The organism is Novipirellula caenicola (genome assembly GCF_039545035.1).
Classification (GTDB): Bacteria; Planctomycetota; Planctomycetia; order Pirellulales; family Pirellulaceae; genus Novipirellula; species Novipirellula caenicola.
Window position 1 is genome coordinate 139,337 of the sequence record NZ_BAABRO010000017.1, and the last position, 13,094, is coordinate 152,430.

General features: G+C 55.6%; 10 protein-coding genes and 1 rRNA gene. 4 read left to right on the top strand and 7 right to left on the bottom strand.

Annotated features, from left to right (window positions below):
- Window positions 1-3 precede the first annotated feature (3 nt).
- Window positions 4-657, bottom strand: a complete 654-nt coding sequence (gene rplC, locus ABEA92_RS25095; RefSeq protein ID WP_345687455.1) for a 50S ribosomal protein L3 — start codon at window positions 655-657, stop codon at window positions 4-6.
- Between the two features lie 318 nt (window positions 658-975).
- Complete coding sequence (gene rpsJ, locus ABEA92_RS25100) at window positions 976-1,302, bottom strand: 30S ribosomal protein S10 (protein ID WP_081614220.1); 327 nt, start codon at window positions 1,300-1,302, stop codon at window positions 976-978.
- Between the two features lie 251 nt (window positions 1,303-1,553).
- On the opposite strand from rpsJ, the gene ABEA92_RS25105 reads away from it, so the two are divergent.
- Together ABEA92_RS25105 and ABEA92_RS25110 are read left to right on the top strand one after the other, a co-directional pair.
- Window positions 1,554-1,967 (top strand): DUF2752 domain-containing protein, encoded by a 414-nt coding sequence (locus ABEA92_RS25105; protein WP_345687441.1) that lies wholly within the window; start codon window positions 1,554-1,556, stop codon window positions 1,965-1,967.
- Window positions 1,968-2,215: 248 nt separating this feature from the next.
- Window positions 2,216-2,896 (top strand): hypothetical protein, encoded by a 681-nt coding sequence (locus tag ABEA92_RS25110; protein WP_345687443.1) that lies wholly within the window; start codon window positions 2,216-2,218, stop codon window positions 2,894-2,896.
- Between the two features lie 484 nt (window positions 2,897-3,380).
- Here the strand turns inward: ABEA92_RS25110 and ABEA92_RS25115 are convergent, their stop codons facing one another.
- A complete protein-coding gene (locus ABEA92_RS25115; RefSeq protein WP_345687445.1) occupies window positions 3,381-5,270 on the bottom strand; it encodes a hypothetical protein in 1,890 nt (629 codons plus the stop codon).
- A 210-nt stretch (window positions 5,271-5,480) separates the two neighbouring features.
- Here ABEA92_RS25115 and ABEA92_RS25120 point away from each other — a divergent pair, with 210 nt between their 5' ends.
- Window positions 5,481-6,449 carry a hypothetical protein gene (locus ABEA92_RS25120; RefSeq protein ID WP_345687447.1) on the top strand — a complete coding sequence of 323 codons (969 nt, stop codon included), beginning with the start codon at window positions 5,481-5,483 and terminating at the stop codon, window positions 6,447-6,449.
- 43 nt (window positions 6,450-6,492) lie between these two features.
- Here ABEA92_RS25120 and ABEA92_RS25125 read toward each other — a convergent pair whose 3' ends face one another.
- Window positions 6,493-7,860 carry a DUF1501 domain-containing protein gene (locus ABEA92_RS25125; protein ID WP_345687449.1) on the bottom strand — a complete coding sequence of 456 codons (1,368 nt, stop codon included), beginning with the start codon at window positions 7,858-7,860 and terminating at the stop codon, window positions 6,493-6,495.
- An 87-nt stretch (window positions 7,861-7,947) separates the two neighbouring features.
- Window positions 7,948-10,863, bottom strand: a complete 2,916-nt coding sequence (locus ABEA92_RS25130; RefSeq protein WP_345687451.1) for a DUF1553 domain-containing protein — start codon at window positions 10,861-10,863, stop codon at window positions 7,948-7,950.
- Window positions 10,864-11,078: 215 nt separating this feature from the next.
- Between ABEA92_RS25130 and ABEA92_RS25135 the strand changes: the two genes are divergently transcribed.
- A complete protein-coding gene (locus ABEA92_RS25135) occupies window positions 11,079-11,777 on the top strand; it encodes an NAD-dependent deacylase (RefSeq protein ID WP_345687453.1) in 699 nt (232 codons plus the stop codon).
- A gap of 100 nt (window positions 11,778-11,877) precedes the next feature.
- On the opposite strand, the gene ABEA92_RS25140 is transcribed toward ABEA92_RS25135, so the two are convergent.
- Together ABEA92_RS25140 and rrf are read right to left on the bottom strand one after the other, a co-directional pair.
- On the bottom strand, window positions 11,878-12,486 hold the full coding sequence (locus tag ABEA92_RS25140; protein ID WP_425572491.1) for an FKBP-type peptidyl-prolyl cis-trans isomerase: 609 nt from the start codon (window positions 12,484-12,486) through the stop codon (window positions 11,878-11,880).
- Window positions 12,487-13,008: 522 nt separating this feature from the next.
- Window positions 13,009-13,094, bottom strand: a 5S ribosomal RNA gene (gene rrf / locus ABEA92_RS31430); the annotation flags it as partial.

The window sequence follows — 13,094 nt, forward strand, 5'->3', positions numbered from 1 at the left end:
GCTTTAACCCACCTTGTTAGTTTGGCGGACCGAAACGAAACCACCGTTAGGTCCAGGGACAGCACCGCGGACGAGCAACAAATTGTTCTCGGCGTCGATGCGAACCAGTTCCAGGTTCCGTACAGTCGTCTTTGTGTTGCCGTATTGACCTGCCATCGCGAGGCCCTTGAAGACGCGGCTCGGTGCTGCAGAACAGCCCGTGCTACCCGCGTAACGGTGACACTTCTTGACACCGTGCGACGCTCGTTGACCTGCAAAGTTGTGTCGTTTCATGACACCCGAGTAACCGCGGCCTTTGCTGGTGCCGGTGACGTCGACTTTTTTGACTTCGGCGAACTGGTCAACCGTGACAGTTGCACCAACTTCGAGGTCGCTTTCGCCTCGGAATTCGCGGATGTATCGTTGCGGCTCACATCCTGCCTTGGCAGTCGCTTCAACGCCAGCGGCGGCGCGACTCTTGCTTCGCTTGCTATCTAGCTTAGCGACGTGACCCCGCTCACTGCGGATCGCCAGGCGGCGTGGCTTGTCTTCGAATCCCAATTGAACTGCTCGGTAACCGTCACGCTCTTCGCTTCGCAGTTGCAGGACATGGCAGGGGCCAGCCTGGATAACCGTTACCGGTACCGACGTGCCGTCTTCCAGGAAGACCTGAGTCATCCCGACCTTTCTGCCGAGAATTGATGGTGACATATCTTTCATCTCGCCCCGTCATTCCGCGGGACGTCCGTCGTTCGTGTTTTGGAACCCAAGATCGTCGAGGCGAACCTGCAAAGCCTGAGATGCGTCGCAGCTTAGGTGCGACACAAGACACTGTGGTTATCGACTCGACTTCCGTTCATTTCGGAAACCGTTGCTTCTTAAAACTGAGTGCAAATATTGCCGGGGAACAACCAACGAAACGCTAGAGAGTTTCGGAAGAGCTGCCCTTTGATGTTGAGCAGCAGGCAGTTCCGCTCGGCGATTGACCAGTCGGCTTTAGCGTGCTGATGCCTTGATTTTGATATCAACACCGGCCGGAAGGCTTAATTTGTTAAGTGCTTCGATCGTCTTGGCTGTAGCCTGGACAATGTCAATGAGACGCTTGTGCGTCCGGATCTCGTATTGTTGACGAGATTTCTTATTTACAAAAGGGCCCGACAATACCGTGTATCGCTCAATGCGAGTCGGCAATGGGATCGGCCCATGTACTTCGCTGTGCGTACGCTTTACCGTATCGACGATTTCCTGTGCACTAATATCCAGCACAGAGTGATCGTATGCCTCCATACGAATTCGGATAACCTCACTAGCACCGGCTGACACGATCGCAAGTCCGTCGAAATATAGGGTAAGGGATTTGTTTCGTTCTGATCATGCTTGGCTGTTGTTTCACTGAGCCAGGCACGCTAGAACACTCTTGTCCCGGAGCGATTGTTCGCCCAGGTGGAAGGCGGAGAATTTACGTGTGATTTCCTGTTGCGTCAACGGCTGTTGAACGTTTCGTGAAAATTCTTTTCATTTTCTCTTTCAGTTAACACGCTACAGGGTGTGGTCGTTCGATTTGGGAGCGAGTTTTGCTAGTAAAACGTGGGCTTTTACGAGGATTTTCGCTACTGGTCGGGATCGTGCCGTTCGCTTTGTTGGTGACGGCCAGCCAGCTGAGTCCGAGCGAACAAGGGCTGGGAACCCATCAACAGCTCGGTCTTCCCCCCTGCTCGTCGCGAATCCTGTTCGGGATTCGCTGCCCCGCGTGTGGGATGACGACGTCCTGGGCACACTTTACCCAAGGTCATTGGTGGCAAAGTGTTCAAGCGAATGTGGGCGGGTTCCTGTTGGCGATGGTGGCTTGTTGGGTCGTGCTGCTTTCGGCGGCGGTTTTCGTCAATCCCCGTGTGGATGTCATGCGATATCAAAAAACCGCAGCCATTGCCGCAATCGGGATCGGATTGATCACGCTTTGCGATTGGCTCTTTCGCCTCTACCGCTGACTCGGCTGCGTTTTGACCCGATTTTTATCTCAACCAACATCCTGATTATTGATCTGATTGCTATCGGCGGTCGAGCGGACAGAATCCAGCGATCGTTTCAGTTTTAAAAAATCGGTGTGGCAATGAGTCGGTGAAAAAGCGTATGCACTGATTTTGACACTGTTTGCTTTTAAAAATGAATCGCGTTGTTGGCCTGGCCTGCTGTGGCTCGAGCCATCGGTTCGGTGATGCGAAAGGATTCGCTAGAGATGACTAAACCCAGATTCGCCCGTTCTGCAGCCGCCGTTTCCGGTCTGAGTCTGCTGCTGTTGATGTTGTTGGTGACGCAAACCGGGTGTTTGGGGTTGATGTCCAACTTCATCCATGCGGTCGGTGCGGATAAGATCCCCGCAGACTACAAAGACGCCAAAAAGCTGCAAAAATGCCGTCTCGCGATCGTCACACTGGCGGACAATAGCGAGTATTCGGACAACATCTCGGCTCGGCTGCTGAGTCGCTATGTCGGCGAAATTTTGACGCGAGAACTGTCCGATGTGCGTCTGGTTCGCGAAGACGAAATCGCCGATTGGCGTGACAGCAACGGGTGGGATAAAGTTGACTTTGCGGCGATTGGCAAAGGGGTCAAGGCCGACAAGGTCATCGGCATTGAACTGCGGAATCTGCGACTTCGCGACGGAGCGACGCTGTATCGTGGTCGTGCGGACGCCAGCGTGGTGGTGATCGACGTGGCCTCGGGCGATGTGCTGTATCGCCGAGATTTGGACGAATACACGTATCCGACCACGGCAGGCCAATACACCAGCGAAACCACCGAATCACGCTTTCGCAAACTGTACCTAAACATGCTGGCGACCCAAATCGGCAGGTCGTTCCATCCCTACGATTTCAGCGAAACGATCGCCATCGATGGTGCCATCGCGAGCCAGTAATCCGCTCGCAAACCCAACGCTGTAAAGCACTTAGTGCCGGTAATTGCGGTCCGTAGCTACGCTCGCCAGAGCGTGGACGAAGCGAAAGTCGTTACCGACTTGTTGATTTAATGAAGTTTCCTGCGGTAACGGGTGTATGATGGACTTTCTAGTCCGTCAATGGTGTATTCGACGGACTAGGAAGTCCATCGTACGACTAAATCAACAAGTCGTTACCGACTTGTTGATTCAATCCAAATGCACATCGCGCCAGTGAGCCCTAAGGCAACGGGTAACGCGTGGGCCCCGGCCGCTGACGCGTCACGGCTCAGTAAATCTACAAGCCGTTACGGGGCAGCACGAATTGCCGCCGAGTGTGGCAAAGGGGGCTAGCGGAAGAAAGCTTCACCGATTCGATCAGCCGTTTACGCATCAACGGCCGAGTCCCGCATCAATTACCGGTGTTTTACGGCCCACACCCACAACGGCGACAATCTGCTTGTGTCTACTGCAGATCTTCCAACGCCGGGATGTCCACTGCGGCGTCTGCTGCTGCGGGCGCTGCTGCGGGCGCTGCTGCGGGCGCTGCTGCTGCCGGCGCCGCGTCTGCGGGGGCCACTGCGTTTGCCGGAGCTGCTGGTGCCGCCACAGCGGCGGCTGCGTCGATTGCCGCGGGGTCAATGCCAGCGGGATTTGCGATCTTTGCCGCTTCGACCATTGGGTCTGCGGCCACGGCTGGCGCTGCATCGACGGCCAAATCGGCATCCACGACCGCGTCCACCGCGATCCCAGCCAACTCCATTTCCTTGGCCTTTTCTCGCTCGATTTCAAGTGCGGTGGGGCCCGCCATTTCTTTGACAATCTCGATCTGTTCGACCAATCCTTCCATAAATAGCTTCTCGTCGGACTTGGTTTGGTCGTTCAATGCCTCCACCACCAATTGCATGTCGGCGAGCCATTTTTCGACGACCGTCTTGTCTTTCGCGTCGACCGATGCCAGCAGCCCCGCAGGCGTTTTAGGGATGCCCAGCGTTGGGGTTCCGCTCGCACCGATGTGCAGTTGTTGGATGATATGCAGCAACCGTTTGCGGGATGCAGTTACCTCGGGCTTTTGCGGGATTGCGACGGGGGCCATCGACATTCCCATCCCATACTCGCCTCCCATCATGTCCATGCCCATCTCCATATCCATGCCCATATCCATGTCCATCCCCATGCCCATATCCATCCCCATATCAGATTCCATTCCACCTCCGGCCATCATGCCGCCTGGTCCCTCCATATCATCGTAGCCCTCCATTCCCATCCGTCCGCCGCTGGGCTTGACCGGTTTGTCGGTCAGCCGCAGGTGCGAATCGGGAGTCGACGGTTGGACAGCAGCTTGCCGTGGGCGTTCAAGCGATTTGAGGCGTTTTAGTTCGTCTTGCAGCGCCAACCAAACACGTGCGGACCAGCTCTCGAGCACGTCGCTTGGCGAGGCGACTTGGCCCTTCAATTCCTTCATTTTCCCGGCGCGAGCCGCTGAATAAGCCGCGATCATGTTCGGGCGTTTCTGGTCCGTGCTGATGCTGACCAGCTTTTTGGCAAGGTCCGGCGACGCGCTGGAACGGGCAAAATCAAGGATGTCGACAGCGTATCGCTGCAAAAATGCATGCGCTTTTTCGGTGCGATTTGCTGGCACCGGAGCATCCAGAAGCTCGGTCATCAGTTTGGTTAATTTGGCGCGTTGAGCGTCGTCGAGCGTGTAAAAACCGTAGGTCACGTAGCGGCGAATGCCATGCAGAGCCGCGGCGCGAATCCCTTCCGCATTGGTCTCGTCCTCGTACAATTTGATCAAAATCGGAAGCGAGTACGACAAAGGAACCGGGGGCTGCTGATTCAGCAGATTGGCTTGGCGAATATCCAATCGGCCGAGCACTAAAACTGCGTTGATTCGCGCCATCGGCGAGTAATTCCCCTCGGCGACGGTCTTCATCCCACTGAAAACCCATTTCAAAACCTCAATCCCCGCTGGCCCCCCGCTGCGTTGCGCCCGGCTGAGGTATCCCATCATCTCTTGGACGCTCTGCGAGACTTCTTGCAATGCGTCGGGCTGAGTCATCTTGGCTGGGATGTAGTTCCTGAAATACGCCTCTGCCACGCGTTTTTCCGCGAACGCGTTGACGTCGCCGCGGTGGCTCGCAAACGAGCCTGCCGCCCGCTCCATCCGCTTGATCGTTGCATCTTTCTTGAACGCTTCGATCATCGGGATCGTGTCGTATTTCGCTTCTTGGGCCTGGACTTGCACGCTGAAGTAGCCCATCGCGGCTACCAAAATCGCCAAAAACAACACGACATGGCGTTCCTGAGCGTGCGGATGCGACGAGTCGATGTGGGTTGCCGCGCGATGAATCATTCAATTTACCCGTGAGATGCTGTGCACACCGCAAAAATCGATGTGGTCCGAGAAGAGTTGGTTTGCTCTATTATCTCAGACACAGGGGCGAAGCGTCAAACAATTCTCAAGCTCCGGAGCGAGAAAAAACGTGAAAAGGGAACGGTCAAACTGGCAAAACCTGATTCACTGAGCAATTTCACGGCGGAAATCAACTCGTTGTTTTGGTGAATGATGAATCAACCGGCTAAAAAGTCTTCGCAGCAAAGCCATCGCTCTTCGGCCAAGCCAGCGAAAAAATCGTCCGCGGCTGCCGCGCCGCGAAATGCCGGCAAACCGTCTTCACCCTCATCGTCCCCACCGCAAACCATCCGCGAGCGGGCGGCATCCCCCTTTGCTGTCGGGGCCGCGTCGACGATCCCTCCGCGCGATCCGAATGTTTTGCAGCGTTTGGCAGACGAAGTCGCCACACGTCGCTTCACCACTAGCCAGATCCACACCTGGCAACGCGAGATCTACGAACAAACACTCTCGCTGAGCCGTTTGATTCGCCAGCCCAACTTCACCAAAGTCGGGCGTGATGACTTGGTGCGGATGATCCAAATGTATGACGAGCGGTTCTTCGCAGGGAAAATTCTGCCAACCGCCCGCGCCGAAGGATTGTCGTTCGGTTTTTCGTCACGGATGACGCGGGTCGCCGGTAAATTGGTCACTCACTATCCCCACGGCATCAATCGGCAACGCAATTTCGAATTGATCCTCTCGTCGACGTTGCTGTTCCAAACGTTCGAGGACGTCGATCGTCCGGTCGAGGTGACAGGCCGGGTTTGTCGCAACCGACTCGAAGCGATGCAGCGGATCGCCGAACACGAATTCACACACCTGATCGAAATGCTGATTTGGAACAGCGGCAATTGCAATGAAAATCGCTTCCAATCGATCGCGCGTCGCTACTTTGACCATCGCGATTATCGGCACGATCTGATCACACAGCGCGAACGCGCGTTGATCAAATTTGATGTTCGCGTCGGAGACCGCGTTCGATTTTACCACGATGGACACAACATGCTCGGACGCGTCAATCGCATCACGCGTCGTGCGACCGTGCTGGTGGAAAATCAAAAAGGGGAACGGTTCAGCGACGGTGGCCGTTACGTTCGGTACTACGTGCCGCTGGAAAAATTGACCAAAGTAACCTAGCCAATCGTTGGCCGCAGTGTCTGCTCTGCGTCTTGAACAACCATCACACCAAAATCTCCTCGACGACACGGCCTGCAACATCGGTCAGACGGAAATCACGGCCCGCGTAGCGATACGTCAAACGTGTGTGGTCGATCCCGAGCAAGTGCAACAGCGTGGCATGTAGGTCGTGCATGTGCACCCGATCGGTCCGAGCGTAGTAGCCAAAATCGTCGGTTTCGCCGTACGCAAACCCGCTTTTGACGCCACCGCCGGACAACACCATCGTAAAGCCTTGAGGGTTATGGTCGCGTCCATTTTTGCCTTGCACCACCGGCGTTCGGCCAAACTCGCCACCCCACACGACAAGCGTTTCGTCCCACAAACCACGGCGTTTTAGGTCGCGAATCAGCGCTGCAACGGGCAGATCCGTGGCCGCCGCGTTTTTGTTGTGACCGTCTTTTAAGTTGCCATGTTGGTCCCACACTTGACCGCTGCTAACGCTGATGAACCGCACGCCCGCCTCGGCCAATCGACGCGCCAACAAGCATCCACGACCAAACGAATCGGTCGACTTTTCACCGATCCCGTAATCACGCTGTGTTGCCGCGGATTCATTGTTCAAATCCATCACCTCCGGTGCAGCGTTTTGCATGCGTGATGCCAAGTCGACCGCTTCGATCGCTCCTTCGATTTCGCGATCGACGCCGCTGCGTGTCAAATGTTGCCGGTTCATCGCTTGAATCAGATTGAATCGTTCACGTAACGACGCTTCGTCTTCGCGGCTGTCGAGAAACGGGATCTTGCCGTCACCGAACCGCCCGTTACGTCCGATCACGGTCGCCTGGTGCATCGCCGGCAGAAACGCAGCGCCGTAATTACGTGGTCCGCCATGCGCCGTCGCTGGCGAGATCGCCACGTGCGCGGGCAAGTCGGGATGGCCGCTGCCTAACGCGTAACTGATCCACGCTCCCACGCTCGGACGAACCAAGTTGTCGCTTCCGGTGTTGATCATGCCGACCGCTTGGCCATGCGATTGTCCCTTGGTATGCATGCTGCGGATGACGCACATCGAGTCGATTTCGGATGCCATGTGTGGCAGCAAATCGCTGACCCAAAGTCCTGATTCGCCACGCCGTTTGAATTTCCATGGGCCGTTCATCAGGGTCGGCGCTGCGTCAATATTGGCAGGCAACGCAAACGGCAGCGGTTTTCCGTCCTGCTTGGCCAGCATCGGTTTGTAATCGAATGTATCGATGTGACTCGGACCGCCATGCATGAATAAAAAAATCACACGTTTGATTCGTGGTGGCACATGAGGCGTCTGGATTGCGGCGGCACCGCATGACGAAACAAGCGATGGTGCTGTGACTACCAGCGAACCCAGTCCGATACTCGCAGCGGTATGGAAGCGTCGTCGAGAGATCGTCATGTTCGAACCTTTTGCATTGCTTGTCGGATGGATTGCAGGGGTTCCGCTTCAAATCGCAGCAGCCAGAGGAGTTACCGAATCAAAGTGCTAATCGAGTAAACGGAATTCCGTTGCGGCGAACATCGCGGCAACGAATGCATGCCATCGTGAAGCGGAGTCTTCTTGGCCGGCGAAAAAATCAGTGGCCAATCGATGGTCCTCTGCCGTTGGCAACCGCTGGAAACAACGTCGATAGGCGGCTTCGATTCGCGTCGGAAAATCACGGTGTTCATTGCAGATTCGCTCCGCCGTCGTCTCGGACCATTGATTGATTTCAGGACTATTGATCAACACCAACGCTTGACCCGGCACATTGGTGGTCGGGCGTTTTCCGACCAGCAAATCCGGATCGGCTGCGTCCAACGCGGTTAATAACGCCGGCACATAGCCGCGAACCACCGGCATGTACAGTGTGCGGCATGTTGGTGAGTTGGATCCGATCTTGGCATCGCTGTCGCTATTGTTATTCGAAACCAATACCCCCATCCCTTTCATCGGTTCAAAGCGGGCAGTGCGATCGAGTTGGTTCGCAGCGACAAGCATCGTGTCGCGAATCGCTTCGGCTGGCAAACGCCGACGATGCATTCGCCACAGCAGTCGGTTCTCGGGATCAATCTCACATGCACGTGGATTGAGCGCAGAGGAACGCTGATAGGCTTGCGTCGTCACAATCCGGCGTATCAATGGTTTCAATTGCCAACCGCTGCGCAGGAAATCGGACGCCAAAAAGTCGAGTAATTCTGGATGCGAAGGACGTTCGCCTTGCATGCCGAAATTATCAACCGTCCGCACGATCCCCTCGCCCATCAAATGCATCCAAACACGATTGACAAACACGCGAGCGACAAGCGGATTGTCCGGGTCGGTTAACCAATCGGCCAGTTCTAAGCGTCCGCTGCCACGAGGTGACGCGATCGTGGCAGTGCCGCCGCTGCAGACTTGCAAGAAGCCGCGAGGCACGATCTCGCCCAAGTTCGCCGTTTCGCCGCGAATATGAATCCGGCAATCCATCGTCTTGTCACTGCTTCGGTCTCGCGGAGCCATCGCCAAAGGCAACGGGGCCGGTGGATTTTTTTTAAGCTCCGCGAGCTTCGTTTGAACCTGATCACGCTCTTTGCTTTTTTGCTCAATCGCTTGGGTGACACGAGGATCTGCTTCCGGTTTTTCCGTTCCCTTCTCGGCGACGTCGACTCGGCGAAACTGGATCGCATCGACGATCACATAGCCATCGGTGTCTGCGTTGCCGATGGTAACGATGGCGTCTTGGTCCGTGTTGAAATGGAACTCACCCAGCGAGTTCCAAATCTCATTGATCGCTGCGGTCCGTTGATTGACGAATACCTCATGATCGCCGTTTGCATCGCGGATCGAGACAGGCACCCGCGAGGCACGGTTCGACCCTGGGGATCCCGCTAACCGAACCTCGTAACGTCCGGTCTCTGGCAGACGCACCGAAAATTCGACCTTCAGTTTTCCCTTCTCGCCGTTGTTGTCATGCACATAGCCTTTGGAGACGAACGTGTGAAAAAGAGTCGACGCTTTCCATTGCCCTGATTTTTTGCCTTCCTCATCGTCCAGCACCAATCCGTCGGGCGTGATCCGTTTTTTCAGTGCCGCCAACTCGCTGTCGAGTCGCTTCAAGTCGGACTCGAGTGTTTTTTGATGTTGATTGTGATTCGCGATCGCTTGTCGATGTTGCTCGCTGGTCGGCAGGGGCGTTTTGTTCCACGTGCTGACGTACTTTTGGCTTTCGCCATTGAGCGTTTGCGTGCTGCGAAAAATTCCGGCCAATGCGTAATAGTCTCGCGTCGGAACCGGATCAAATTTGTGATCGTGGCAGCGAGCACAGCCAAGCGTCAGCCCTAGGAACGCTCGCCCCACCGTATCGATCTGCTCGTCAACGACATCCATTTCCAGTTTTACCTTGTCGCGTTCACTCAGCATCTTGGTTCCCAACATCAGAAACGTGGTGGCCACAAGGTTGTCGAAACGCTGCGAATCGGTCGACGAGGGCAGCAAGTCGCCAGCAATCTGTTGTTGGATCATTTCGTCAATCGAGCGGTCTTCGGCAAACGAGCGAACTAAGTAGTCGCGATAACGCCAAGCGTCATGATGCGTGGCGTTGAAGTCGGCACCGTTGCTGTCGGCATACCTAGCCAAATCCATCCAATGACGTGCCCAATGTTCAGCGAACTCAATGGAGCTCAACAGTTGATCGACAATCTGGATCCAATGTTGCGGTGATGGATCTTCGCTCCACGCCCGTTGCAATTCGAGATTCGGAGGTAGCCCGGTCAGATCAAAGCACAATCTACGCAAGCGGATGTCAGGTGAGGCGAGTTCATTTTCGGCGATCGATGCTTTTGCGAGTTCCGCGTCCAAGAAACAATCGATCAGCGAACTGCTGGTCGGTTTGGATTTGCTTAGGGAAGTAGTCGATCCGGTATCGCTCGGTCGCACGATGGCGTCGGGGATTGCTGGGGCTTGAATCGGGCGAAACGCCCAAAACTGTTTGCCCGCTTCGATGTCGATCGCAGGCGTTGCGGTGGGAATGCTGGTTGGCTGGTCTCGGGGATCGACTGCGCCCGCGGTAATCCATTGTTCGAAATCCGCAATCACCTGGTCAGGCAACTTTCCCTGTGGTGGCATCTCGGATGATTCGTAGCGGATCGCGGACACCAACAGACTCTGTTGTGGATGGCCCTTAACGATCGCAGGTCCGCTGTCGCCACCCTGCGTCATGCCTCCCGAGGAATCCAGAAGTAGTGAGCCGCCAAGGTCATCCGATTTCGCCGAATGGCACTCGTAACAATGCTTGACTAGCACAGGGCGGATGCGATTCTCGAAAAAATCGACCGATCCAGGTTCCTGAGAGAATGCGGCAAGTGAAAAAGAAGCCAATTGAAAAACGACGCCCACCGACACTGTTTTACGACGGCTCATCGAAGTGGTGACTGTGGCCATAGCGAAAGTCTATCGAGTGCGGGTGGGATTGGACGTCGATGGAGGCGGGAGCGGCCGTGAGAGCTTCTTGTGGGTGTTTCGGCACCCTCCTAGGTTAGCACAGACGGCTTCATGCTGCACAATAGAAATCGAAGCTTGTGAGAGGTTCCCGCTGGGATCACGATCGCAGCCAAAACGACCCTGACACCGATCCAACCAACCCCTTTTGAATATCGATGAAGATTCTGATTTTGACCGGCGCCGGCATCTCAGCTGAATCGGGCGTACCGACTTTTCGCGATGCAAATGGATTGTGGGAGGGACATCGTTTTGAAGATGTTGCCACGCCGCAAGCGTTTCAGCGGAATCCGGCTTTGGTCCACGATTTCTATAACCAGCGACGGCGTTGCTTGTTGGATGCAAAAATCCAACCAAACGCAGCCCACCGAGCGTTGGCGGAGTTCGAGGCCGCGCACCAGGACGATTTTTTGCTCGTCACGCAAAACATTGATGATCTGCATGTCCGCGCTGGCAGCAAGAAAGTGTTGGCGATGCACGGCGAACTTTTGAAAGCCCGCTGCGTCCGCACCGGAGAAGTATTTCCGTGGCGAGATGATCTCGACGAATCAACCCCGCACCCCGCGCGGCCAGACATCCGCGGGACGCTACGTCCGCATGTTGTGTGGTTTGGTGAAATGCCTTTGGGGCTCGAGCAAATCGAAGCAGCCGCAAACCAAGCCGACCTGTTTGTCGCGATCGGAACCTCGGCCGTCGTCTATCCCGCCGCCGGAATCGTTCGTCAAACCAAGCCGAGTTGCCGGAAAATCGAAATCAATCTCGACGAAACGCCGAATTCCGCCGTGTTCGATGAATCAATCCGAGGCAAAGCGAGTGTCGAAGTGCCCGCATTCCTAAGCAGCTTGGGGGTCCGCTAAACAAGTAAACCGACAAAAAAAATCCCGGCCATCTCTGCGTGCAACGCAGTTCGGCCGGGGGCAATGGTTTGTCGATGAAAGTCGCAATCGCGAAGTCAAGCTATTTGATCTCGAAGAGCTCGACGACAAAGTGCAACGTTGCATTCGGAGGAATCACGCCGCCAGCACCGCGAGCGCCGTAGCCGAGTGAGGCAGGAATTTCCAATTCAATCATTCCCCCTTCGCCGACAAGCTGCATCCCTTCGGTCCATCCTTTGATCACGCCGCTCAGCGGAAATGAAATCTTCGACGCGCGACGATAAGAGCTATCGAAAATGGTGCCATCATCCAGCCATCCCTTGTAGTGGACTTCGACGCTGTCTTTCGCCGTCGGTTTGGCTTTGTCGCTCTTACGGAGGATGCGGTACTTCAGACCCGAATCGGTCTTCTTGAATTCGGAGTTCGCATCTTCATCGATCGCCCCCGGCTTTTCTTTTTCTTGCGGATCGACTGGGCCAGGTTTTAGTTTGGTGTCTTTGTCCTCCGAAGGAACCTCATCGCCATTAGCACTAAGGGTCATGGAAACAAAGAGCAACAAGAGCAAAGCAGTTTTCAGCATGCGATCGATCCTAAACAGAAGACTATTGGGGTTGAGGTAAGCAGCAGATGATAACAAACCAAGTGAGGCTCGTAGCCCCCGGGAGGTTATGTGCGCGCTCAAACGATTCACCTCGCCCTTGGGGAGGTCAGAGTCGGCGGCAGCCGGCTCTGGGTGGGGCTCGGAGTGTTAGAGATGGATGGTGCAAGCGTGGTTTCACCACCCTCCCCGGCCACTTTCAGCGGCCGACCCTCCCTGAAGGGAGGGTGAAGTCTGAATTCACCTCCCCTGTGGGGAGGTCAGAGTCGGCGGTAGCCGGCTCTGGGTGGGGCTCGAAGTGTTAGTGGTGGACGGTGCACGCATGGTTTCACCACCCTCCCCGGCCGCTTTCAGCGGCCGACCCTCCCGGAGGGAGGGTGAATCTGAATTCACCTCCCCTATGGGGAGGTCAGAGTCGGCGGCAGCCGGCTCTGGGTGGGGCTCGGAGTGTTAGTGGTGGATCGTGCAAACATGGTTTCACCACCCTCCCCGGCCGCTTTCAGCGGCCGACCCTCCCGGAGGGAGGGTGACACTTTTTGGGGCGAGGCGTCGATCGAGCTCCCGTCCGCGCATTAAAAAACTCTCTTGCAGCAAAGCTGCAAGAGAGTTTTAAAAATCCGGCAATACCTACTTTCACGCTGGTATGCACTATCATCGGCTCAGAAAGCTTGACTTCTGTGTTCGGGATGGGAACAGGTATG